23 protein-coding genes are annotated in these 21,578 nt (G+C 67.9%); 14 read left to right on the top strand and 9 right to left on the bottom strand.

Features of this window, described 5'->3' with window-relative positions; translation table 11 throughout:
- Window positions 1–115 precede the first annotated feature (115 nt).
- Window positions 116–1,396: a serine--tRNA ligase gene (gene serS, locus CYU89_RS18440; protein WP_296282999.1), complete on the bottom strand. Its 1,281-nt coding sequence runs from the start codon at window positions 1,394–1,396 to the stop codon at window positions 116–118.
- A 111-nt stretch (window positions 1,397–1,507) separates the two neighbouring features.
- On the opposite strand from serS, the gene CYU89_RS18435 reads away from it, so the two are divergent.
- A complete protein-coding gene (locus CYU89_RS18435) occupies window positions 1,508–2,155 on the top strand; it encodes an energy transducer TonB (protein ID WP_296282997.1) in 648 nt (215 codons plus the stop codon).
- A gap of 561 nt (window positions 2,156–2,716) precedes the next feature.
- Window positions 2,717–3,280 (top strand): energy transducer TonB, encoded by a 564-nt coding sequence (locus CYU89_RS18430; protein ID WP_296282995.1) that lies wholly within the window; start codon window positions 2,717–2,719, stop codon window positions 3,278–3,280.
- Between the two features lie 203 nt (window positions 3,281–3,483).
- Here CYU89_RS18430 and aroA read toward each other — a convergent pair whose 3' ends face one another.
- From aroA to serC, 3 genes are all read right to left on the bottom strand, one after another.
- Window positions 3,484–4,794: a 3-phosphoshikimate 1-carboxyvinyltransferase gene (aroA, locus tag CYU89_RS18425; protein WP_296282993.1), complete on the bottom strand. Its 1,311-nt coding sequence runs from the start codon at window positions 4,792–4,794 to the stop codon at window positions 3,484–3,486.
- Window positions 4,795–4,839: 45 nt separating this feature from the next.
- On the bottom strand, window positions 4,840–5,991 hold the full coding sequence (gene pheA / locus CYU89_RS18420) for a prephenate dehydratase (RefSeq protein WP_296282991.1): 1,152 nt from the start codon (window positions 5,989–5,991) through the stop codon (window positions 4,840–4,842).
- Between the two features lie 113 nt (window positions 5,992–6,104).
- On the bottom strand, window positions 6,105–7,190 hold the full coding sequence (gene serC, locus CYU89_RS18415; RefSeq protein ID WP_296282990.1) for a phosphoserine transaminase: 1,086 nt from the start codon (window positions 7,188–7,190) through the stop codon (window positions 6,105–6,107).
- 199 nt (window positions 7,191–7,389) lie between these two features.
- Between serC and msrP the strand changes: the two genes are divergently transcribed.
- Together msrP and msrQ are read left to right on the top strand one after the other, a co-directional pair.
- Window positions 7,390–8,358: a protein-methionine-sulfoxide reductase catalytic subunit MsrP gene (gene msrP, locus CYU89_RS18410; protein WP_296282989.1), complete on the top strand. Its 969-nt coding sequence runs from the start codon at window positions 7,390–7,392 to the stop codon at window positions 8,356–8,358.
- A 9-nt stretch (window positions 8,359–8,367) separates the two neighbouring features.
- Window positions 8,368–8,997 carry a protein-methionine-sulfoxide reductase heme-binding subunit MsrQ gene (msrQ, locus tag CYU89_RS18405; RefSeq protein ID WP_296282988.1) on the top strand — a complete coding sequence of 210 codons (630 nt, stop codon included), beginning with the start codon at window positions 8,368–8,370 and terminating at the stop codon, window positions 8,995–8,997.
- Here the strand turns inward: msrQ and CYU89_RS18400 are convergent.
- Window positions 8,966–9,769, bottom strand: coding sequence for an FHA domain-containing protein (locus CYU89_RS18400; protein WP_296282986.1), 804 nt, complete (start codon window positions 9,767–9,769; stop codon window positions 8,966–8,968). The genes msrQ and CYU89_RS18400 overlap by 32 nt on opposite strands.
- A gap of 98 nt (window positions 9,770–9,867) precedes the next feature.
- On the opposite strand from CYU89_RS18400, the gene CYU89_RS18395 reads away from it, so the two are divergent.
- On the top strand, window positions 9,868–10,143 hold the full coding sequence (locus CYU89_RS18395; RefSeq protein WP_296282985.1) for a polyhydroxyalkanoic acid system family protein: 276 nt from the start codon (window positions 9,868–9,870) through the stop codon (window positions 10,141–10,143).
- 3 nt (window positions 10,144–10,146) lie between these two features.
- Here CYU89_RS18395 and CYU89_RS18390 read toward each other — a convergent pair whose 3' ends face one another.
- Entirely contained in the window at window positions 10,147–10,863 is a 717-nt protein-coding gene (locus CYU89_RS18390; protein WP_296282983.1) for a hypothetical protein, read from the bottom strand.
- 86 nt (window positions 10,864–10,949) lie between these two features.
- On the opposite strand from CYU89_RS18390, the gene CYU89_RS18385 reads away from it, so the two are divergent.
- From CYU89_RS18385 to CYU89_RS18370, 4 genes are all read left to right on the top strand, one after another.
- On the top strand, window positions 10,950–12,194 hold the full coding sequence (locus CYU89_RS18385; RefSeq protein WP_296282982.1) for a patatin-like phospholipase family protein: 1,245 nt from the start codon (window positions 10,950–10,952) through the stop codon (window positions 12,192–12,194).
- Between the two features lie 94 nt (window positions 12,195–12,288).
- The gene (locus tag CYU89_RS18380) at window positions 12,289–12,849 is read left to right on the top strand and encodes a phasin family protein (protein ID WP_296282981.1); all 561 of its coding nucleotides are present in this window, start codon (window positions 12,289–12,291) and stop codon (window positions 12,847–12,849) included.
- Between the two features lie 242 nt (window positions 12,850–13,091).
- Window positions 13,092–14,045: a restriction endonuclease gene (locus CYU89_RS18375; RefSeq protein WP_296282979.1), complete on the top strand. Its 954-nt coding sequence runs from the start codon at window positions 13,092–13,094 to the stop codon at window positions 14,043–14,045.
- A gap of 84 nt (window positions 14,046–14,129) precedes the next feature.
- The gene (locus tag CYU89_RS18370; RefSeq protein ID WP_296282977.1) at window positions 14,130–14,558 is read left to right on the top strand and encodes a group II truncated hemoglobin; all 429 of its coding nucleotides are present in this window, start codon (window positions 14,130–14,132) and stop codon (window positions 14,556–14,558) included.
- A 78-nt stretch (window positions 14,559–14,636) separates the two neighbouring features.
- Here the strand turns inward: CYU89_RS18370 and CYU89_RS18365 are convergent, their stop codons facing one another.
- A complete protein-coding gene (locus tag CYU89_RS18365) occupies window positions 14,637–16,625 on the bottom strand; it encodes an SDR family oxidoreductase (RefSeq protein WP_296282975.1) in 1,989 nt (662 codons plus the stop codon).
- Window positions 16,626–16,776: 151 nt separating this feature from the next.
- On the opposite strand from CYU89_RS18365, the gene CYU89_RS18360 reads away from it, so the two are divergent.
- Together CYU89_RS18360 and CYU89_RS18355 are read left to right on the top strand one after the other, a co-directional pair.
- Entirely contained in the window at window positions 16,777–17,034 is a 258-nt protein-coding gene (locus CYU89_RS18360) for an acyl-CoA-binding protein (protein ID WP_296282974.1), read from the top strand.
- The gene (locus tag CYU89_RS18355; RefSeq protein ID WP_296282972.1) at window positions 17,034–17,660 is read left to right on the top strand and encodes a TetR/AcrR family transcriptional regulator; all 627 of its coding nucleotides are present in this window, start codon (window positions 17,034–17,036) and stop codon (window positions 17,658–17,660) included. The genes CYU89_RS18360 and CYU89_RS18355 overlap by 1 nt, the downstream gene beginning before the upstream one ends.
- A 53-nt stretch (window positions 17,661–17,713) precedes the next feature.
- Here CYU89_RS18355 and CYU89_RS18350 read toward each other — a convergent pair whose 3' ends face one another.
- Window positions 17,714–18,667 carry a YafY family protein gene (locus CYU89_RS18350; RefSeq protein ID WP_296282970.1) on the bottom strand — a complete coding sequence of 318 codons (954 nt, stop codon included), beginning with the start codon at window positions 18,665–18,667 and terminating at the stop codon, window positions 17,714–17,716.
- A gap of 87 nt (window positions 18,668–18,754) precedes the next feature.
- On the opposite strand from CYU89_RS18350, the gene CYU89_RS18345 reads away from it, so the two are divergent.
- Entirely contained in the window at window positions 18,755–19,162 is a 408-nt protein-coding gene (locus CYU89_RS18345; RefSeq protein ID WP_296282968.1) for a GFA family protein, read from the top strand.
- 61 nt (window positions 19,163–19,223) lie between these two features.
- Here the strand turns inward: CYU89_RS18345 and CYU89_RS18340 are convergent, their stop codons facing one another.
- Window positions 19,224–19,676, bottom strand: a complete 453-nt coding sequence (locus tag CYU89_RS18340; protein WP_296282966.1) for a hypothetical protein — start codon at window positions 19,674–19,676, stop codon at window positions 19,224–19,226.
- Between the two features lie 125 nt (window positions 19,677–19,801).
- Here CYU89_RS18340 and CYU89_RS18335 point away from each other — a divergent pair, with 125 nt between their 5' ends.
- Window positions 19,802–20,656 carry a hypothetical protein gene (locus CYU89_RS18335; protein WP_296282965.1) on the top strand — a complete coding sequence of 285 codons (855 nt, stop codon included), beginning with the start codon at window positions 19,802–19,804 and terminating at the stop codon, window positions 20,654–20,656.
- Window positions 20,640–21,203 (top strand): hypothetical protein, encoded by a 564-nt coding sequence (locus CYU89_RS18330; RefSeq protein ID WP_296282963.1) that lies wholly within the window; start codon window positions 20,640–20,642, stop codon window positions 21,201–21,203. Before CYU89_RS18335 ends, CYU89_RS18330 begins: the two co-directional genes overlap by 17 nt.
- The last annotated feature ends 375 nt before the right edge of the window (window positions 21,204–21,578 follow it).

Raw genomic sequence — 21,578 nt, 5'->3', positions numbered from 1 at the left:
CCATCAACGCTCAAGGCGCGTCTGCCGTAGGAAAGCGGAGAGCTCGCGCTAAGAGCGCCCCTCATCCGCCCTCCGGGCACCTTCTCCCCGCTCGCGGGGAGAAGGCATCAACAGCTCAGGCGATGCGGTCTGCGCCACCCATGTACGGGCGCAGCACCTCGGGCACGGTGATCGACCCGTCGGCGTTCTGGTAGTTCTCCATTACCGCGATCAGCGCACGGCCCACGGCGGTGCCGGAACCGTTGAGCGTGTGCACGGGCTCGGGTTTGCCGGTGGCCGGGTTGCGCCAGCGCGCCTGCATGCGACGCGCCTGGAAGTCCTCGCAGTTGGAGCACGAGGAAATCTCGCGGTAGGTGTTCTGCGACGGCAGCCAGACTTCCAGGTCGAACGTCTTGGTAGCGCCGAAACCCATGTCGCCCGTGCACAGCAGCATGCGGCGGTACGGAAGGCCCAGTTTCTCCAGCACGGTTTCGGCGGCGCGGGTCATGCGCTCCTGCTCGTCGTAGCTCTCCGACGGGCGCGCGATGGAGACCAGTTCCACCTTCTCGAACTGGTGCTGGCGGATCATGCCGCGCACGTCGCGGCCACCGCTGCCAGCCTCGGAACGGAAGCACATCGAATGCGCGGTCATGCGCAGAGGCAGGCGGGCGTCGTCGAGGATCTCGTCGCGGACGATGTTGGTCAGCGGCACTTCCGAGGTCGGGATCAGGTAGCGCTTGTGCTCGCCCAGCTCGGTGGAGAACAGGTCTTCCTCGAACTTCGGCAACTGGCCGGTACCCCGCATGGAGTCGGCGTTGACGATCACCGGCACGCTGGTCTCTTCGTACCCGTGCTCGTTGGTGTGCAGGTCGAGCATGAACTGCGCTAGCGCGCGATGCAGGCGCGCCAGCTGGCCGCGCAGCACGGTGAAGCGCGCGCCGGACAGCTTGGCGGCGGTGTCGGCGTCGAGCCAGCCGTGACGGGCGCCGAGTTCCACGTGGTCCTTCACGTCGAAGTCGAACGCGCGCGGGGTGCCCCAGCGGTGCTGTTCGACGTTGCCGGCCTCATCGCTGCCGAGCGGCACGCTGGCGTGCGGCAGGTTCGGGATACCGAGGGCGATGGCTTCGATCTCGGCGCGGATCTCGTCCAGCTTCACTTCCGAAGCCTTCAACTCGTCGCCGAATCCGGCCACTTCCGCCATCAGCGCGGCCACGTCCTCGCCCTTGGCCTTGGCCTGGCCGATGGCCTTGGAGCGGGTGTTGCGCAGATTCTGCAGTTCCTCGGTGCGCTTCTGGATCTGCTTGCGCGAGGCTTCCAGGTCGGCGATGCGGGACACGTCCAGGTCGAACCCGCGGCTCTCCTTGAGGCGCTGGGCGAGTGCGGCGGGCTGGGTGCGGAGCAGGACGGGATCGAGCATGGACACTACAGTCTGGCGTGGGAAGCCGGCATTATCGCCCATCTGCGACCGCCTGCCCGCGCGGTTAACCGCGGCTGTGCAAGAATCGGCGCGACTTTTCCGGTGACTCCCATGTCGGCCCAGCAACCGCACGATCCGCACTTCACCTTCCGCCTGCCCCGCACCGCCCTGCGCAATGCGGCGATCGCCTTCGGCGTCGGCCTGCTGCTGTTCCTGATCGTCTGGTGGGCCGGCCGCGACGACGGCTTCTATACGCCCGACCCCGCACTGCCGGGCAAGTCGCTGCCGATCGAAGCGCTGCCCGAGCCGCTCTCCACCGGCGCCGGCGCGAGCGGCATGGACGAACCCGCGCCCCGCCCCGCGGCCGAAGAGCGCCCGCAACTGGTGGAAGAAGCGCCGATGCCCGCGCCCGTCGCGGAAGCGCCACTGCCCGCCACGCCGGCCGACGCGGCGGCACCGACGGCCACGGTGCCGCTGGCCCCTGGCGACGTGCCGGTTCCGATTCCCGGCCAGACACCCGCCCCGGACTACCCCGCCTCGGCCATCCGTGCCGGAAACCAGGGCACGGTGATGGTGCGCGTCGAAGTGGGGGCGGACGGCGTACCGACCTCCGTCGAGATCGCCGAGCGCAGCGGCTCCCGCGATCTCGACCGCGCCGCACTCGCCGCCGTACGCCAGTGGCGCTTCCAGCCGGCGCAGCGCGACGGCCAGCCGGTGCCGGGCGCGGTGACGGTGCCGATCGATTTCAAGATGCGGTGACCGCATTGGCCAGGCGCGATCGCTGAAACGCATTGCTGCCTGGGCGGCAATCCCGTTGATCGTCCTCTTCGCGGGCTCATGGCCTTGGTCCACGCGCAGCCCGTCGGTCGAAGACCCGTTGGGCGACGAGCCCGGCCAGATCTGGGTGAAGGGTCGTGGCTACTCCCATGCCGTGCGACTGATGGACTCCGGTCGCTACGCTATGCAGGTGCGGTGCGATGTCTGCGCGGAACCGATCCAGTCGGGCACGTGACACGGCAGAACCACGCGTTCGTACTGCGTCATGCATCGGGTTCGATCGCGATGGCTGTGCCCATCAGCGTGATGGGATGCGACGCACTGGCGACACGCGGCGAACAGAATGGTCGTCTGCCCGGGAGCATCTACTTCAAGTCGCTGCGCGAATGCGCTTTGATGATTCGTACGCATTGCTGAACCGTCATTCCGCTAGCTGAACTTCGGCACGCTCGTTTCATCGCTGAATCACGCGTCGCAAACATCCGCAAGCAAAGACTCGGCACCGTTCCAACGCGGAACCCACAACGCGAAACGGAGGTTCACATGTCGACGTCCATCAACAACGAATACCGCGCGCCGGATCCCACCCTGGAAGAGACCCAGATGGAACCGCGCCGCAACGCATCGCCCGTGCTGCTGACGCTGCTCGCTTTCGCCGTCACCGCGGGTGGCCTGATCTGGTGGAGCCAATCGCGCGCCCCGGCGGAAGCGCCTGTCGCAACCGCACCGAGCCCGGTGATCGACCAGCCGGTGACTACGACACCAGCCAACGAACGCGCAACCGGCAGCGCCAATCGCGATCGCACCGATCGTGCGACCCGTGCGGCCGCGATCAGCCGCGATGCACGCCCGCTCGCCAGTAACGCCCAGCCGAAGTACCCGTCCTCGATGTTGCGTGCCGGCGTCGGCGGGACGGTCGTGGTGCTGGCCGATGTCGATGCCAACGGCAACCCGGTCGACGTTCGTGTGGTCGAGCGCAGTGGCGAGCGTGAGCTCGATCGCGCCGCACTGAGCGCCGTGAAGCAGTGGCGCTTCGAACCGGCCATGCGGAATGGCAAGGCCATCGCCACCAGCGTGAAGGTGCCGGTCGACTTCAAGCCGATCTAGGTTCTAGTCCAGACGAAGAGGGGGCGCCCCGCAGGCGCCCCCTTATTGCCGTGCCCGTACGTGTAGGAGCGACGTAAGTCGCGACCGGGATCCATCAGTGTTGGTATTCATGACAAGCGCGCTATGGGCGACTGGCGAATGACAGAACTCAGGCAATCACGGGTCGCGGTCGCGACTCACGTCGCTCCTACAGAAAGCAACGGTCATGCTTTCCGCAACGCGAACCCTGCGCCCGTCGCCAGGCCATCGTAGTCCGGGAACGAGGTCGCCACGTTCGCCACATCGCCGACGCGCACTTCGCCCTTCGCCAGCTGGCCGGCGATCGAGAAAGACATCGCGATGCGGTGATCGCCGTGACTATCGACCACGCCGCCCTGCAGCGGCCCAGGAAAGATCGTCGCGCCGTCCGGCGTCTCGTCCACGCGCAGGCCGAGCGCACGCAGGCCATTGGCCATGGCCGCCAGGCGGTCTGATTCCTTCACCCGCAATTCCGCCGCCCCGCTCACCACGGTCGGTCCCTCCGCTGCGGCCGCCGCGACGAACAGCGCCGGGAACTCATCGATCATGTCGGGCACCAGCGCCTCCGGCACCTCGATGCCCTGCAATGGCGCATGGCGGACGACTAGGTCCGCCACCGGCTCGCCGCCGTGTTCGCTGGCGTTCTCTTCGGTGATGTCCGCGCCCATCAGCCGCAGTGCCTGCAGCAGGCCCGTGCGGCGCGGGTTCAGTCCGACCGCACGCAGGCGCAGTTCCGAACCGGGAATGATGCTGGCCGCGACCAGGAAGAACGCCGCCGATGAGAAGTCGGCCGGCACGGCGATGTCGGTCGCCTTCAGGCGCTGCCCGCCGCGCAGGCGCGCGAAGCCGGGGGAGAAGTCGATGTCGACGCCGAACGCCTCCAGCATGCGCTCGGTGTAGTCGCGCGTGGGGTGCGGCTCGCGCACCACGGTCTCGCCTTCTGCGTACAGGCCAGCCAGCAGCACGGCCGATTTCACCTGCGCGCTGGCGATTTCCAGCGTGTAGTCGATGCCGGCAAGGGCTTGTCCGCCATGGATGCGCAACGGCGGCAGGCCGCCCTCCTCGGTGTCGATGCGCGCACCCATCGTGGATAGCGGGCCGGTGACGCGGCGCATGGGACGCTTGGACAGCGATTCGTCACCGATGAGCACGCTGTCGAACGGCTGCGCGGCGAGCAGCCCCGCCAGCAGGCGCATGCCGGTGCCGGCATTGCCGCAGTCGAGCGCACCGTCGGCCGCCTTCAGGCCATCCACGCCGACGCCATGCACGATACGGCGCGATGGCGAGGGCGTTTCCATCCGCACGCCGAGGCGCGAAAAGATCGCGGCGGTCGCGCGGGTGTCCTCGCCTTCCAGGAAGCCGTCGAGCGTCGACGTGCCGTCGGCGAGCGCGGCGAACATCACCGCGCGGTGCGATACCGACTTGTCGCCGGGAATATCCAGGGTGCCGCGCAGCGCGCGGCCTGTGGAGGCGATCCAGTCTTGCTTGCTGCTCATCAGGTCTCTCGGTTCATCGGCCCATCCGCGGGCCCGGGCAACGTATCAGGGCACCGCGACGGGGTACGACCCCAGCACCTTGATCTGCGCCGAGTGCTGTTTCAGTTCGGCCAGCGCCTGCTTCATCGCCTCATCGTCGATGTGGCCGGCCAGGTCGATGAAGAAGCCGTACTCCCACTTGGCGTGGTGCGACGGCCGCGACTCGATGCGGTTCATGCTGATGCCGTGGCGCGCGAACGGGCTGAGCACGTCGAACAGCGCGCCGGGCTTGTCGTGGATGAAGACAAGTACCGACGTACGGTCGTGGCCGGACGGCGGGAAGATGCTGCGCCCGATCACCAGGAAGCGGGTCGTGTTGTCCTTGTCGTCCTGGATCGGGCTCATGACGACCTTCTTCAGGCCGTACACGTGGGCGGCGCTCTCGCCGCCGATGGCCGCGGCGTCGTCGTTGCCGCGTGCACGGCGCGCGCCCTCGGCGTTGCTCGACACCGGCACTTTCTCCACCTTCGGCAGGTTGGCGCGCAGCCAGCCCGCGGTCTGCGCGAACGACTGCGGATGGGCGTAGATGCGCTCGATGTCGTCGATGCGACCGGTGCGCGACATCAGGAACTGGTGCACGCGCAGCTCGACTTCGCCGCAGATCTTCAGGTCCGAGGTCAGGAACATGTCCAGCGTGATCTGGATGGTGCCCTGCCCCGAGTTCTCCACCGGCACGACGCCGAAATCGGCGTTGCCGCTGGCCACTTCCTGGAAGACCTCTTCGATGCTGGCCAGCGGAAGACCATGCGCCGAGCGGCCGAAGTGCTTGAGCACCGCCTGCTGGCTGAAGGTGCCCTCCGGGCCGAGGTACCCGATCTTCAGCGGCTCCTGCTGCGCCAGGCAGGCGGACATGATCTCGCGGAAGACATGCACCAGCACTTCGTCGCTGAGCGGGCCCTCGTTGCGGTCCACCACCATGCGCAGCACCTGGGCTTCGCGCTCCGGGCGGTAGTAGTCCACCGCAGCGGCCAGCTTTCCCTTGGCCTTGCCGACCTGGTGGGCGAAGACGGCGCGTTCGGCGATCAGCGACTGGATCTGGCGATCGATGCCATCGATCTTGGCGCGCACGTCGGACAGCGCCGGGGCGGGCGTCGCCTCGGTCTTCTTGCCCGCGGCGGGCTTGGCGATCTTCTTTGGCTTGCTGGGTTTGGATGCCATGTCGTTTTCCGTATTCCCGTCGCTTCCCTGTGGGAGCGACGTAAGTCGCGAAAGGTTATCGGTGAAGCTTCATCGCGACTGACGTCGCTCCCACATCGGGCAATGCAGGGACTTCATCCGTTACGTTGCTGGAAATCGCGCATGAAATCGACCAGCGCCTGCGCGCCTTCGACCGGCAGCGCGTTGTACAGCGAAGCGCGGATGCCACCGACCGCCTTGTGGCCTTTCAGCGCCAGCAGGCCGGCCGCCTTGGATTCGGCCACGAAGCGCGCGTTGAGGGTGTCGTCCGGCAGGAAGAACGGGATGTTCATCCGCGAACGCACCGCCGGCGTAACGTCGTTGCGGTAGAAGCCGCCGGACGCGTCGATGGCGTCGTAGACGAGCGATGATTTGACCGCATTGCGCCGCGCGAACTCGGCCACGCCGCCTTCGGCCAGCATCCACTTGAACACCAGGCCGGCGAGGTACCAGTTCCAGGTCGGCGGCGTGTTGAGCATGGAGTCGCGCGCGGCATGCGAGCGGTAGTCGAAGATGTCGGCGCGCGGCTGGCCGCTGCGCTCGAACAGGTCCTTGCGGATGATCACCACCGCCACGCCGACCGGGCCAAGGTTCTTCTGCGCGCCGGCATAGATCACGCCGTACTTCGACACGTCCAGCGGCTCCGAGGCGATCGAGGAACTGAAATCGGCGAACAACGGCACCTCGCCCACGTCCGGGGTGTCGCGAAACTCGACGCCGTGGATCGTCTCGTTGGCGGTGATGTGCACGTAGGCGGCACCCGGTGTGAGCCTCCACGTGTCGCGCGGCGGGATGTCGTGGAAGCCACCGGCCTCGCCGTCGGCCGCGATGTTGACCGTGCAGTACGGCGCGGCCTGCTTGATGGCGGTCTTGCCCCAGTGGCCGGTCACCACATAGTCGACGACCTGGCCGGGCGCAGCGAAATTCAGCGCCAGCAGGGCCTGGTGGGTCGTGGCGCCACCCGACAGGAACAGCACCGCATAGTCGTCGGGGATGCCGACCAATCGGCGCAGGTCCGCTTCGGCCTCGGCCGCCACGGCGATGAAGTCCTGGCTGCGGTGGCTGATCTCCACGATGGACGCGCCAATGCCGTTCCAGTCGAGCATCTCGGCCTGGGCCTGCCGCAGGATCGATTCGGGCAGGGTGGCGGGACCGGCACTGAAGTTGAACGCGCGCGTCATGGGGCACCTGAACAGGAGGGTCCGTAGTATGCCGCAGCGCATCAGTTGCAGGGGCAACGAAGCGGACGCGCGGGCATGAATCCCGTACGCCGTGCATCCCGCGATCACCCGGGTGCGTATAGGCTGCACGTGACCGGCCCGCGCGGGAATTTTCCGCGGCGACTGCCGTCCAACCGCCATCCCCTTGCCGGAGAAGTCCATGTCCCTGCGCGACGCCTTGCGGATCCGCGAGTCCGAGGTCACCGACGAAGCGATCTATCGGGATCGCCGCCGCCTGCTGCAGGCCTTTGCCGCCGCGCCGGCCCTTGCCCTGGCCGGCTGCGCGGAAGCCGAACCTCCCGCCCCCCCGAAGGTCGTGGTGACGCCCGAACAGGCGCGCTCCGGCTTCCGCACCACCGAAACGCTGACGCGTTACGAGGACGTCACCAGCTACAACAACTTCTACGAGTTCGGTACTGGCAAGGCCGACCCGTCCACGGCGCGCAAGACGCTCAAGACCTCGCCCTGGTCGGTGGCGGTGGGGGGCGAGTGCGCAAAGCCCGGCACGCTGTCGCTGGAGGACCTGGTGAAGGGGCTGGCCCCCGAGGAGCGCATCTACCGGCTGCGCTGCGTGGAGGGCTGGTCGATGGTGATCCCGTGGCTTGGCGTGCCGCTGGCCGATGTGCTGAAGAAGTTCGCGCCCACGTCGAAGGCGAAGTACGTGGCCTTCACCACCCTCGCCGACCGCGCCCAGATGCCGGGGGTCCGCTATCGTTCCATCAATTGGCCCTACCGCGAGGGCCTGCGCATCGACGAGGCGATGCACCCGCTCACCCTGCTGGCCACCGGCCTGTACGGCAAGCCGCTGCCGCAGCAGAACGGCGCGCCGTTGCGGCTGGTGGTGCCGTGGAAGTACGGGTTCAAGAGCATCAAGTCGATCGTCGAGATCAAGTTCGTCGAGCGCATGCCGGAGACGGCATGGCACGATCTGCAGCCGTCGGAGTACGGGTTCTTCTCCAACGTCAATCCGAACGTGGACCATCCCCGCTGGAGCCAGAAGACCGAGCGTCGCATCGCCGGCACGCAGAGCAAGCTGTTCGCCGAACGCATCCCCACGCGCATGTTCAATGGTTACGGCGATCAGGTGGCGTCCCTGTACGCCGGCATGGATCTGAAGAAATGGTACTGAGCCGACACGATGCGTAAGGCGTCCGCAGGCCTGGTGGCGGCCAAGAGCGTGGTGCATGCGCTGGCGCTGACGCCGCTGGCGATACTGGGTTGGCAGTTCTACGACGTATGGCAGCGCGGCAGCGATGCGCTGGGCGCGGATCCGGTGGCGGAGATCGAGCACCGCACCGGCCTGTGGGCGCTGCGCCTGCTGATGGTGGCGCTGGCGGTCACGCCCCTTCGCCAGTTGACCGGGCAGCCGGTGCTGCTGCGCTTCCGGCGCATGCTGGGGCTCTACGCCTTCTTCTACGCCACGCTGCACCTGGCGGTCTACCTGGGCCTGGACCTGCGCGGATACTGGACGCAGATCTTCGAGGAGATCGCCAAGCGTCCCTACATCACGGTGGGCTTCACCGCGTGGCTGTTGCTGGTGCCGCTGGCGATCACCTCGACCCAGGGCTGGATGCGCCGGCTCGGCCGGCGCTGGGGCCAACTGCACAAGCTGGTGTACGCCATCGGCGTGCTGGCCGTGCTGCACTTCTGGTGGCTGGTGAAATCCGACATCCGCGAGCCGCTGCTGTACGCCGGCATCCTGGCGGTGTTGCTGGGCTGGCGCCTGTGGAAATCGGTCAGCCGGCGCCGAACAGCAGCAGCGCGCTGAGCGCGCCGGCCATCAGCAACGCCGCAAGCAGCAACCATGGCCAGCGAAGCGCGGACGGGCCCGCCGGACGGTCCGCATCGGCCACCGGGTGGTCGCGATCGGCGTCTTCCAGCGGGGCGGGCTCGTCGACCCTGGCCGTCGGCGCCCACGGCACTTCCAGCACGAAACGGTGCTGCGCATCGAACACGATCTGGTCACCCGCCGACAGCAGCGCATCTCGGACCGCGACCCCGTTGACCCGGGTGCCCTCGGAAGACCCCAGGTCGCGCAGCAGCACGCGCTCGCCCCGCAACTCGAGCCGCGCGTGCCGCTCGGCAAAACCGGGGTCGTCGATGCGGATGTGCGCATCGCGGGCGCGTCCGACGATCCGGGGCTGCTCGAGCGATACGCTCCTGCCGTGGTACTTGCCGCCCAGGCCGCGCAGCACCACGCGCACATCGCCTTGACCGGCGTCGCTGGTGTGCAGATCGGACGCCGGCGCGTAGCCGGACTGCAGCAGCAGCTCGACGCCTTCCACGTAGACCGCGTCGCCCGGGCGGAGTACGGCCATGCGCTTCACCGGCCGGCCGTTGATGTGGACCCCGCGCATCCCGTTGGCCACCTGCAGCCACAGCCCGCGCCGGTCGACGCATATCTGCGCGAGCAATGCACCCTGCAGCGCATCGCCGACTCCGATGGTGCCGGCGGCCTCGCGCACGATGCGGTGCACGCCGGTGGTGAGTGGCCGGTCAGGCGCAGGGCGGTTGCTGAAATGAAGTCGGAGGTTCTGCACGCGACGGGAGCCTAGCAGGTTGGCGCGTGGCCGGCAGCACCGGCTTGGCATCTTCACGCGGCGGCCCGCAGAATACCGCCACGTCACAGGAGCCGCGCATGGCCAGCATCGACATCAAGCATCCCCATTCCAAGTCGCCGGCGCAGGCGCGCAAGGCCATCGAGGGCGTCGCGAAGAAGCTCGCCGAGCGCTTCGACATGGATTACGGATGGGACGGCGACACGCTCAACTTCAGCCGGTCGGGCGTGGACGGCAAGATCGCCCTGCTCGACGACACGCTGCGGGTCACCGCGAACCTGGGCTTTCTGCTGTCGGCGATGAAAGGCCCGATCGAAGCCGAGATCCGTCGGGTACTCAGCGAGAAGTTCGACTGACGCTCAGTCCCGGAACGGGTCCGGGTCCGACGAGAAGAGCCGCCGGGACACCGCCCGTTCCGCCCGCTCGATGTCGCGCACGAACGCCTTGCCATCGCCCAGCGCGGCAAACGCGGCGAAACCGCGCTCGAGGAAGCCCTGCAGTTCGCCCAGGCCGGTGGCCTTGGCCGGGCCGCGCGACAGCTTGAGCAGTGTGGCCACGCCCGGCGTCTTCACCGCGCGCGCGAGCCCGACCCCCACCTCGGCGATCAGATCGATCTGGTGCCTGCGCAAGCGGGGCAACCCGACCTGGCGATAGGCCTCGCCGTACAGGCGCGCGTCCAGCTTGCGGCGCTGGGGCGCCAAGCGATGCAGCGCCTCGGCCATGCGCATGTCCAGCGCATGCGTCAGCACGCCCAGTTCGATGCCGTGCGCCACCGTCTCCAGCACCGCGCCCGGCAACAGGCGCTGCATCATCGGCATCACCTTGGCGACATTGGCATCGCGACCACTGAAATCATGGTCGCCGTAGACATCGGTCAGGAAAAACATCGCCGCCGCCCGTCGTGTCGGGTCATTCAGGAAATGGGCGAAGCTGGCCTCCAGGCGGGCGGCCTGCCATCGCCGGACTTCGGGGAGCCAGCGCAGCCGGTTGCGCGGCTCGCGGGCCGGGTCGTGCGCCGCCTGGTGCCAGGCCAGGCGCCTGCCGACGCGTTCGATCAACGGATTTCCTCGGGCCATGGCGCCATGATCCCGACCGGGCGCGACCACCGCAACCCGGCGACCGGTCGGCTACACTCGGCCGGCAACGTCATCACGGGTAGTACATGCTTTCGATCCACAGCGCGCGGCAACGGGGCCACAACGGCAAGATCGGACTGGCCATCGCCGGCGGCGGCCCCATCGGCGGCATGTACGAACTCGGCGCGCTGCGCGCCCTGGACGAAGCGCTGGACGGCCTGGACCTGACCCGGATGGACTGCTACGTGGGCGTCAGTTCAGGCGCCTTCCTCGCGGCGGGGCTGGCCAACCGCATGGGTACGGCCGAGATGTGCCGCATCTTCATCACCGGCACCAGCGACGACGCCCAGTTCCGCCCGGAAACCTTCCTGCGCCCCAATGTCGGCGAGTACCTGCGCCGCGCCGCGAGCCTGCCGGGCCTGTATGCCGACTGGCTGCAACGCCTGCTGCGGAATCCGCGCCGCGCCACCCGCTGGTCGGACCTGTTCCTCCGCTTCGGTGGCCTGGTGCCGACCGGCATCTTCGACAACGAAGAGGTCGAACGCTTCCTGCGCGACATCTTCAGCCGCCGCGGCCGCAGCAACGATTTCCGCACCCTGGACGCGGACCTGTTCGTGGTCGCGGTCGATCTGGACAGCGGCGAGGCCGTGCGGTTCGGCGAAGAGGGCTGGGACGACATCCCGATCTCGCGCGCCGTGCAGGCCAGCTCCGCCCTGCCCGGCCTGTATCCGCCGGTGGAGATCGGCGGCCGCCACTTCCTCGACGGCGCCCTCCGCCGCACGATGCACGCCAGCACCGTGCTGGACCGCGGCATCGACCTGATGATCGGCATCAACCCGCTGGTGCCGTTCGATGCCAACCAGGCCGCGCCGCAGGCGGACCAGGCCGAACAGGTCGGCCTCGCCAGCGGCGGCCTGCCCGCCGTGCTGTCGCAGACGCTGCGCACGCTGCTGCAGTCGCGCATGCAGATCGGCATGGAGAAGTACCCGCATCGCTACCCGGACATCGACCAGTTGGTGTTCGAACCGAACTCGGACGACAGCGAACTGTTCTTCACCAACCTTTTCAGCTTTTCCTCGCGCCACCGCGTGTGCCAGCTGGCCTACCGCAATACGCTGGCCGACCTGCGCAAGCGCGCCGCCGTGCTCAAGCCGATGCTGGCCGCCCATGGCATCCGCTACAACGAGGACATCGTCAGCGACCGCCACCGTTCGATCCTGGACGGACTCGACGTTACCCCGCGCATGACCGAGACCACGGCCCGCCTGCGCCGCGCCCTGGACGATGTCGACCAGCTGGTGTCGCGCCGGCGCGCGACGCGCAGTTCCTGAGCCGATCACGGATACATCACCGGCTGGTGTGAAAACTCTAGACGCGCCGTCGATTCTGGCGCGCACTCCTTTCTACAACGAACGACGGAACGCCATGGCCACGCTGAAGAAATCCGCACGCAAGAAGACCGCTTCCGCTTCCCGCAACGACGACCTGCAGGCGCAGGCCGAGCAGATGTCCAAGCGCCTGGGCGAATCGGCGCAGCAGGTGTGGCTGGCGGGCGTCGGGGCGTTCGGCCGCGCGCAGGCCGAGGGCACCAAGCTGTTCGAAACGCTGGTGAAGGAAGGCCTGTCGCTGGAGCACATCACGCGCAAGGCGGCCGGCGGCAAGGCGCAGGCCATGCGGGATGCGGTGGAGACCACGGTCGGGCAGGCGCGCGAGCGCGCATCGGATACGTGGGATCGCCTGGAGAAGGTTTTCGAAGAGCGCGTGCACCGCGCGCTGCGCCGACTCGAGGTCCCCAGCCGCGAAGACCTCTCCGCGCTGATCGACCGCGTCGATGCGTTGAATGCCGAGCTGCGCAAGCTCGGCGGCGCGCCTGCGGCGAAGTCGGCCCGTGCGGCACGCCCGCGCAAGGCCAGCGTCAAAAAAGCGGCGCCCGCCGCGAAGAAAACGCCCGCCAAACGTGCATCGCGCAAGAAGGCTGCACCATAAGGCTGCAGCGCGTTTTTTCGGGCTTTTCTGAACAAAATTTTGTTGCGCAGCACCATCGAATGGCGTAACAATCATTCCGCCCGCCAGTCCATCGAAGTTCGTTTGCTCCCCTCCCCTTACGGCTTCGGACTGGCGGGCTTTTCTTTGCCTGCATTCCGCAACGCCGAGCGGCCATCGAAAGACACGCGCCGGGCCGGCCCGGTAGAATCGCGGTCCTAATAACAACAACGCATCCGCGACGCATGTCCCTTTGGCTCCTTGGCTTGGCCGTCACCCTGGTGAGCGGCATCGCGGCGACCGCCTATCTCTGGCTGGTGCGTCGCCCCCGCGATGAAATGACCTACGGCCTGCATGCGCTGTCCGGATTGCGCTGGCGCGAATTCTCCAAGCTCGTCCTGGCCGCGATGGCCGGCCGCGGACTGGTGGAGGCCTCGCCCGAACCGCAGGAATCCCGCGAACCCCAGTCGACCTTCCTGCTGCAGCGCGGCGACGAGCGCTGGCTGCTGTCCTGCAAGCATGGGTCTGCCTATCGGATCGCCGCCGCGCCGGTCCATGAACTCGCGGCCAGCATTCGCCTGGGCGCCGCACAGGGCGGCATCCTCGCCACCGAAGGCAAGGTGGAAAAGGAAGGCCGCGATGCGGCGCAGGGCACGAACATCGAACTGCTCGACGGCCCCCGCCTGTGGCCGCAGGTACGCCACCTGATCGAACCCGCGCTGCGCGAACAGATCGATCAGTACGCCAGCGGTCGTGCCAAGCGCCATACGGGCATCTCGTGGCTGGGGGCGGTCGCCCTGGGCGCTCTGGCGATGGCCGCCTGGTCCAGCGGACATCCGGCGTCGATGGACGACGTGCCCGCTGCGTCGCCGCCCGCGTCCTCGGCCCGCCCGAGCACACCACCGCCACCCACCGTCACCGCCCCGCAGGCCACGTTCCGGGAACCGACGGAGGAGGAACTGGAGGTGCAGATGCGCGACGTGCTCAAGGCGCTGTCCAAGACCCCCGGCATCACGCGCGGCGTCTGGCAGACCAAGCTGACGCTGAGCATCGATCGCGTCGCCAGCGAGAAGGACATCTGGCCGTGGATCTGCCTGGAACTCGAGCGCTACCCGGCCCTGCGCGCGACCCGCGTGCAGCTCAATCCGCCGCCGGGAAGCAGCGAGCCGGTGCGCTGGCGCCAGTGCAAGACGATGTGATCGCCGGCGCACCGCGACACTCCGTCGCTGTGCGTGTCATGTCGTTCCCGGGATGATCGCCAAACGGCTCCCATGCTTTGCCCCATGACCGACGTTCCCGAACCCACGCCTTACGACCGCATCGGCGGCGAAGCCGGCCTGCGCCGGATGACGCAGCGCATGTATGCGTTGATGGACACGTTGCCGGAAGCGGCCGCGGTCCGCGCGCAGCATCCGGATTCGCTTGAGGGCAGCGAGCAGAAGCTGTTCGAGTTCCTCAGCGGCTGGCTCGGCGGGCCGCCATTGTTCACCCGGAAACACGGCGCGCCGATGCTGCGCGCCCGCCACCTGCCATTCCGGATCGGCATGGAGGAAGCCAGCGGCTGGCTGGCCTGCTTCCACGGCGCGATGCTCGAGACGGTTGAAGACGTCGAACTGCGCGGCTTCCTGTGGTCACGGATCGAGCCCCTGGCACTGCACATGCGGAACCTGCAGGCGGTGCCGTTGCGGTGGACGGATACCCGGGACGCGTAGAGCGGAGCTTGCTCCGCTGCGTTCGCTGCCGCGCGATCGGCATCGATGGCGACGCCGCGCCGGCCCGGCGCGACGCCACTACCAGTGCACGCCCCGCATCAGCGACGCGAACGCGATCTGTTCCTGGCTCGGCGCGGACTCCTTCAGCGCCTTGCGGTCGCCCTTGGCGGCGGCGGAATCCGGGAACAGCTCGAAGGCCGTGTTCATCACCACCTCGTACGCCTTCGGCGCCACCGCATTGACGAGGGCCGCGAAGATGCCGAGGCGGGTCGCGATGCGGCTGGGCTTCTCGATGATCGCCTTGACCAGCAGGTCGGCCGCTTCCTCCGGCGACAGCGTCGGCACGCTGTCGTACATCTTGGTCGGCGCGATCATCGGCGTCTTCACCAACGGCATGTTGATGGTGGTGAAGCTGATGCCCTTGCCCGACAGCTCGCCCTGCGCGCAGCGGCTGAACGCGTCCAGCGCCGCCTTCGATGCGACATACGCCGAGAAGCGCGGCGAGTTCGCCAGCACACCGATCGAACTGATGTTGATGATGTGGCCCTTTCGACGCTCGGTCATCTTCGGCAGGAAGCCCATGATCAGGCGGATGCTGCCGAAGTAGTTCAGCTGCATGGTGCGCTCGAAATCATGGAAACGGTCGTAGCTGGCCTCGATGGAACGGCGGATCGAGCGGCCGGCGTTGTTGATCAGGATGTCGACTTGGCCGTGCTCGTCGAGCACGGTCTTCACCAGCCGGTCGCAGTCGGCCATGTCCGCCAGGTCGGCGGTGTAGGCGAAGACCTTGCCGCCCGCCTTCTTCATGTCGTCGCGGGCCTTGAACAGTTCCTCTTCGCCACGCGCCACGATGATCGTGGTCGCGCCCGCTTCGGCCACGCGCTGGGCGGTGGACAGACCGATGCCGGAGGAACCGCCGGTGATGACGACCACCTTGTTGCGCACCTTCCCCTTCAACGAGCGATCGATGAACAGGTCCGGGTCGAGGTGGCGCTCCCAGTAGTCCCACAGGCGCCACGCATAGTCGTCCAGCCGCGGCACGGCGATGCCGCTGCCCTTCAGCGCCCGCTCCGTCTCGCGGCTGTCGAAGCGCGTCGGATAGGTGATGAACTTCAGCACCTCTTTCGGGATCTTGAAATCGCGCAGCAGCATGCCGATGAAACGGCGCACCGGCGGCAGGTTGCCCACGGCCATGCGGATGCTGCCCGGCACGAAGGCGAACATGCGCGCATCGATGCGCATGGTCATCTCCGGCGCGTGGCCGGCGCGGCAGAACGTGTTGAGCACCTCGCCGACGCGCATGGGTTCCGGGTCGGTCAGATGGAAGGTGTGCCCGTCCAGCTTCGGCTTGTGCGCGATATGGTCCATCGCGTCGGCGACGAAATCCACCGGCACGATGTTGATGCGCCCTCCCTCGATGCCGAGCACCGGCACCCACTGCGGCAGGAGTTCGCGCAGCTTCTTGATGAGGGTGAAGAAGTAGTACGGGCCATCGATCTTGTCGATCTCGCCGGTCTTCGAGTGGCCGACGACCATGCCGGGGCGGTAGATCCGCCACTTGATGCGGGTTTCCTTGCGCACCAGGCCTTCGGAATCGTGCTTGGTGCGCAGGTAGGGATCGTCCAGGCCTTCGGCTTCCTCGAACATGTCCTCGCGGAAGATGCCCGGGTACAGGCCGGCGGCGGCAATGGAACTGGTGTGGTGGAAGCAGCCTGCCTTCAGCGCCGCCGCCAGATCGAGTGCGTGCTGCGTGCCGTCGATGTTGGCTGCCTGCTGGGCTTCGCGGCTGGCGGTCAGGTCGTAGACCGCGGCCAGGTGGAAGAAATGCTTCACCTTGCCGGTGAGGGCACGCAACTGGGCGGGGGTCAGGCCGCACTTCGGCTTGGTCATGTCACCGTGCACCACCGCCACGCGCTTCATGTCCCAGCCCGCTTTCTTCGCGATGGCGTCGAACTTCTTCTGCGAGTCCTTGCGGACCAGCACGTGGACCGTCCCGCTGCGCTTGAGGAGGTTGCCGACCAGATAGCGGCCAATGAATCCCGTGGCGCCCGTGACGAAATAGCTCATGACGACCCATCCCTCGAGTTGTGTGGGCCAGCCCCTCCGACCGCCCTGCGGGCTAACTTGCCAGAGCGGCCCACGTTCGACAATCCCGTCACGGATTGACCGCCCCCACCACCCGTGGTCAGATGGCCCCGATCACTGGGAGGGATCATCCATGGCAGATCTGAAGAGCGCATTCGAACAGGCATCCAAGGACATCCAGACGCTGTCGGAGCGTCCGGACAACGACACGCTGCTGCGCCTGTACGGCCTGTACAAGCAGGGCGCCGAGGGCGACGTGAAGGGCGACAAGCCGGGCTTCTTCGATTTCGTCGGCACGGCCAAGTACGAAGCCTGGGCCAAGCTGAAGGGTACTCCGCAGGAGGACGCGCAGAAGAAGTACGTGGACCTGGTGAAGAAGCTCATCGCGTAGTGGCACGCGACACGCGCCAGCGCATCCTCGACGCCGCCCTGGCGATGTTCAACACACAGGGCGAGCCTCACGTCACGACGAACCACATCGCCGACGAGCTGGAGATCAGCCCGGGCAACCTGTACTACCACTTCCGCAACAAGGACGACATCATCGAGCAGCTCTTCGCCCGGTACGAAGAGCGCATGGACGCCGCACTGACCCCGCCCACCGAGCGTCTGCCGGGCCTCGAAGACATCTGGCTGCAGCTGCACCTGGTGTTCGAGTGCATCTGGGACTACCGGTTCCTCTACCGCGATCTGGTCGAGATACTCAGCCGCAACCGGCGGCTGCGCATGCGTTTCGCGCGCATCCTCAAGCGCGCCGACGACAGCGCGCATGCGGTGATGCGGGGAATGGGACACGCGGGCGTGATGCGGGCCTCGGCGGCGGAACTCGCCGCCACCGCCACCAACGTGCTGGTGGTCTCGACGTTCTGGCTCAACTATGCCTCCGCGCGTGGCGAAAAAGATGAGCAGGCCGCCATCCGCCAGGGCATCGTGCAGGTGATGATGCTGGTGGCGCCGTTCCTGCGCGATGCCGAGCGCGTCCATCTGAATACGCTGACGCAGGCTTACACCGCCTGAGCGGCTCCGGCATCGAGCGCGCCGGACGCGCGCGGCGTGCCGCCCCCTCCCCTTCAGGCCGCCGCCAGCGTCGCGCCCAGGCGGGCCGATGCCGCCCGCAGGTCGGGCAGCAGGCCACGATCATCGACGATCTCGAAGTCCGGGCCGATCAGCGCCATCAGCGCGAGCAGCGCATCGACGGATTCCGCCCCGAGCTCGAGCATGCAATGGTCCGCATCGCCGGCCTCGAGGATCCCGCACCACGGCGGCACGCGCGCGGCCTGTTCTTCGATGGAACGCGGCAACCGCAGCCTGACCTGGAAGCGGGTGAACGGCTGCGTGATGGACTTGGCCACGTAGTCGGCGACGTCGCCCGGAAACGCGCGGGGCGGGAACTGCGTGCCGGTGTCGTGCAGCGCCTCCACGCGATCGACGCGGAACGTACGCCAGTCTTCCCGCTTCAGGTCCCAGGCCACCAGATACCAGCGGCTGCCCGTGTGCACCAGGCGCAGCGGTTCGATCAGGCGTTCGGTGGCACGCTGGCTGCGGTCGCGGTAGTGCATGCGCAGGCGGAACCCGTCGCGGCAGGCGCCGGCGATACGCAGCAGGAGGTCCACATCGGAGGTCGGCAGGCCGCCGGCCAGCGACAGGGTGACCGAATACAGCGCGCTGGCGCGCTTGCGCAGGCGCGCCGGCAGCCACTGGTCGAGTTTCGACAGCAGCCGCAGCGCCGTATCCTCCATCCGCCCCACGCTGGCGGCGGCCGTGCGCAGTGCCACGGCCACCGCAACGGCTTCGTCATCTTCCAGCAGTACCGGCGGCATCGCGGATCCGGCGCCGAGCCGGTAGCCGCCGCCCAGCCCGGGCGAGGCATCGATGGGGTAACCCAGTTCGCGCAACCGCTCGACATCGCGGCGGAGGGTGCGGCGGTCGATTTCCAGCCGCTGGCTCAGCTCGGCACCGGTCCAATGGCGACGGGACTGCATCAGCGACAGCAGGCGGAGAAGGCGGTTGGACGTACTGAGCATGGAGCCAGTATGCCTCGGCATTGAGGACTGATTCTGTCCTCGATAGAGGGAACACTGGAGCCTCCCTCCTGCAGCGAGCGCGTCCCCATGACCGTCCAGACGTACACCGGCAGCTGCCATTGCGGCGCCGTGCGTTACGAAGCCGACCTCGACCTGTCCGCCGGAAGCGGCCGCTGCAACTGCTCGGTCTGCGCCAAGACGCGGTACTGGGGCGTGGTGGTGAAGCCGGATGCTTTCCGCCTGCTGCAGGGTGAAGACGCGCTGACGCGCTATCCGTTCGGCACGGGCATGGTGGAACACCTGTTTTGCCGTCACTGCGGCGTCAAGTCGTTCGGACGCGGCGAGCTGGAGGTGTTGGGCGGGCGCTATTACTCGGTGAACGTCGCCTGCCTGGACGATGTGCAACCCGCCCTGCTGGCGGAGATCCCGATCCGCTACGCCAACGGCCGCGACAACGACTGGTTCTCGGAGCCTGCGATTACCGCGCACCTCTGATCGGCCCCCGAAACGCAGGACGCCCCGGCATGCCGGGGCGTCCAGTCCGAGATCATCGGCCTCAAGCGCGGCTGCGGCGGGCCGGACGCTTCGCGGCGGCCTTGCGGGGCGCAGCGGCGCGCGTGCGCTTGGCCGCCGGCTTCTTGCGGGTGCGGGACGCGGGCTTCCTGCGCGCCGACGTCTTCAGGCCCAGCTTGACCAGCACGGGCTGCAGGCGGGCTTCGACATCGGCGCTGAAGCGCTCCACGCTCGCCTCGCCCTGCTCACGGGCCTCCGCCAGGCGCTCCCGTACATCGCGCCGGGCTTGCCCGGCAAAAGCTCCCGCCTGCTGGCGCGCGGCCTGCAGTTTTCCTGCAGCGTCGGCGAAGGTGGTGAGGGCTTCGCGGCGAGCGACGGCGATCAGGCCCAGGCCAGCGAGCCAGACGTGGCGCAGGGTGGGTTCGGGGGTCTTGCGGGTGTTCTTCTTGGCGGCCATGGGGCGATCCACATGCCGGCCGCGACGGCCGGCTTCCATGACGGGATGCTGTCCGGCCTGCGTCGAGCAATCACACTATTGGCCGTTGTCGCGATGGAATGCGTAGGGGTTGCCTGCGGACGCGGTTCGCGGCGATGCTCGCGGCATCCTGGGAGGGACGATCGATGGCAGCGAAATCATCCAAGTGGGCTCCGTTTCCGCACGACGCCAAGGCCTACGCCTATGCCGGCGATGCACTCAAGAAAGCCTGGCCTGCCCTGCATGCCGGCGACCAGGAGCCCTACCCCGACGAAAAACGCGCCAAGGCGCTGATCGCCGCGGCAGGCAAGGCCGCCAAGGGGATCGCGCCCGCCGAACTGGCGCAGCGCCTGCAGGAGGCATGGCGCGCCTTCCATCGCGGCGACTTCCAGACGCCGTTCGAGGCTGGCGAAGCCCTGGGCCCGCTGGGCGCCTCGGTGGCGGTCAAGGCCATGGGAATCCATGCCACGTATCTGGTGGACGACGAAGCCGAACGACTGAGGCGCTTCGAGCAGGCGGCTACGTTGGCCGAGGCTGCCGTCAAGGCCTTGCCCGGCGAAGCGAACAGTCACTATCGCCACGCCTTTGCGCTGGGCCGCTACAGCCAGGGGCTGAGCATCGCCAAGGCGCTCAAGCAGGGGATCGCCGGCAAGGTGCGGGCCGCGCTCGACGCCACCCTGGAGCGCGAGCCCAAGCATGCCGAGGCGCACACGGCGCTGGCGCTGTACCACGCCGAGATCATCGACAAGATCGGCGCCATGATCGGCGGGCTGACGTACGGTGCCAAGGCGGGTGAAGCCGAGTCGCACATCAAGACCGCGCTGAAGCTCACACCCGATTCGCCCATCGCCCACGTCGAGTACGCCAACGTGCTGCTGCTCCTGCATGGCGACAAGAAGGAAGATGCGGCCGCCGCATCGTTCGAGAAAGCGGGCAAGCTGAAACCGCGCGATGCCATGGAAGCACTGGACGCTGCCCACGCGAATGCGCAGATCGAGTAAGGCCTGGCCACTCGTGCTGGCGGCGCTGTCGCTGGCCGGCGCTCGCAGCCCGGCGTCCGCGCAAGCGGCCGTCGCACCGGCGCCGGTACCGGCGGCCGGACCCACGGACACGCTGCTGGACGCCCTCACGTGCCGCACCGCGATTGCCGACCTGCCGGCATTGCTGCAACGCCTCCGGCGTGAACGTCCCACGGAGTTCGTGCAGACCGAACGCCAGTACGGCGCGCCGATGATGGACCTCTACCGGCTGGAAGCGCCGGTGCAGGCATGGGGCCATCGCAGCGATGCGGTAGTCATCACCGACAGTCGCGTGCTGCTGCTGGTGGACAGCCCGATCGAGCAGGCCACTGCCCAGCTCGAGCGCGCGCTGGAGGACAGCAAGGACGCACCGCTGTCCGCCGCGCTGGACGACGGGCACGCGCTGGTGGTCTATCCCGGCGAACAGCCAGGCCTGCAGGGGCGCACGCTGGTCGGCTGCGAATACCGCATGCCTTCGCTCTCGCTGCTCGCCGATCCCGACGACGCCTGGCGGACACCCACGCCCTGATGCGCCACGTGCGCGTCGCGCGCACGCCTTCATCCTGCCTTGCACCTGCGCCCTGCGACCGCGCCATGCGCGCACGTTCGTGCGCGCCTGCGACGCGCCCTGGGGTTTACTCGCGCCCGCGAGCGCGCCTTAACGGCAGCCTGCGTTCCTTCTTTAGCCCTTTTCCACGCTTTCACGCATCCACCGAAACGCCTGCGCCACAGGGGTTTCGGCGACCTAGCACTTCAGGGCAGTGCTGAAGCGCGGCAGCCAACTCAGGCCGCCCGCGACAACGAGCTACACAACACGGCCACCAGTGCCGCACATCGGCGCATTCGGCGCCAACGCAGCCAAGCGCGGCACCTCGCCGCACCCACTGCAGCGCGCGCAGGTCGC

The sequence above is a fragment of the Pseudoxanthomonas sp. genome (genome assembly GCF_002863005.1).
In the GTDB taxonomy this organism is placed as follows: Bacteria; Pseudomonadota; Gammaproteobacteria; order Xanthomonadales; family Xanthomonadaceae; genus Pseudoxanthomonas_A.
The sequence above is the reverse complement of the archived record's forward strand: the minus strand, read 5'-3'. Positions and strand labels throughout refer to the sequence as shown.

Excerpts from the sequence above, each read along its gene's own strand:
- pheA (WP_296282991.1), bottom strand. The coding sequence starts at position 5,991 with ATGGCATCCAAACCCAGCAAGCCAAAGAAGATCGCCAAGCCCGCCGCG.
- CYU89_RS18345 (WP_296282968.1), top strand. The coding sequence starts at position 18,755 with ATGACCGTCCAGACGTACACCGGCAGCTGCCATTGCGGCGCCGTGCGT.
- CYU89_RS18340 (WP_296282966.1), bottom strand. The coding sequence starts at position 19,676 with ATGGAAGCCGGCCGTCGCGGCCGGCATGTGGATCGCCCCATGGCCGCC.
- serC (WP_296282990.1), bottom strand. The coding sequence starts at position 7,190 with ATGACGCGCGCGTTCAACTTCAGTGCCGGTCCCGCCACCCTGCCCGAA.
- CYU89_RS18380 (WP_296282981.1), top strand. The coding sequence starts at position 12,289 with ATGGCCACGCTGAAGAAATCCGCACGCAAGAAGACCGCTTCCGCTTCC.
- CYU89_RS18370 (WP_296282977.1), top strand. The coding sequence starts at position 14,130 with ATGACCGACGTTCCCGAACCCACGCCTTACGACCGCATCGGCGGCGAA.
- CYU89_RS18395 (WP_296282985.1), top strand. The coding sequence starts at position 9,868 with ATGGCCAGCATCGACATCAAGCATCCCCATTCCAAGTCGCCGGCGCAG.
- CYU89_RS18335 (WP_296282965.1), top strand. The coding sequence starts at position 19,802 with ATGGCAGCGAAATCATCCAAGTGGGCTCCGTTTCCGCACGACGCCAAG.
- CYU89_RS18430 (WP_296282995.1), top strand. The coding sequence starts at position 2,717 with ATGTCGACGTCCATCAACAACGAATACCGCGCGCCGGATCCCACCCTG.
- CYU89_RS18350 (WP_296282970.1), bottom strand. The coding sequence starts at position 18,667 with ATGCTCAGTACGTCCAACCGCCTTCTCCGCCTGCTGTCGCTGATGCAG.
- CYU89_RS18375 (WP_296282979.1), top strand. The coding sequence starts at position 13,092 with ATGTCCCTTTGGCTCCTTGGCTTGGCCGTCACCCTGGTGAGCGGCATC.
- CYU89_RS18385 (WP_296282982.1), top strand. The coding sequence starts at position 10,950 with ATGCTTTCGATCCACAGCGCGCGGCAACGGGGCCACAACGGCAAGATC.
- CYU89_RS18330 (WP_296282963.1), top strand. The coding sequence starts at position 20,640 with ATGCGCAGATCGAGTAAGGCCTGGCCACTCGTGCTGGCGGCGCTGTCG.
- CYU89_RS18390 (WP_296282983.1), bottom strand. The coding sequence starts at position 10,863 with ATGGCCCGAGGAAATCCGTTGATCGAACGCGTCGGCAGGCGCCTGGCC.
- aroA (WP_296282993.1), bottom strand. The coding sequence starts at position 4,794 with ATGAGCAGCAAGCAAGACTGGATCGCCTCCACAGGCCGCGCGCTGCGC.
- msrQ (WP_296282988.1), top strand. The coding sequence starts at position 8,368 with ATGCGTAAGGCGTCCGCAGGCCTGGTGGCGGCCAAGAGCGTGGTGCAT.
- CYU89_RS18365 (WP_296282975.1), bottom strand. The coding sequence starts at position 16,625 with ATGAGCTATTTCGTCACGGGCGCCACGGGATTCATTGGCCGCTATCTG.
- serS (WP_296282999.1), bottom strand. The coding sequence starts at position 1,396 with ATGCTCGATCCCGTCCTGCTCCGCACCCAGCCCGCCGCACTCGCCCAG.
- CYU89_RS18435 (WP_296282997.1), top strand. The coding sequence starts at position 1,508 with ATGTCGGCCCAGCAACCGCACGATCCGCACTTCACCTTCCGCCTGCCC.
- msrP (WP_296282989.1), top strand. The coding sequence starts at position 7,390 with ATGTCCCTGCGCGACGCCTTGCGGATCCGCGAGTCCGAGGTCACCGAC.
- CYU89_RS18360 (WP_296282974.1), top strand. The coding sequence starts at position 16,777 with ATGGCAGATCTGAAGAGCGCATTCGAACAGGCATCCAAGGACATCCAG.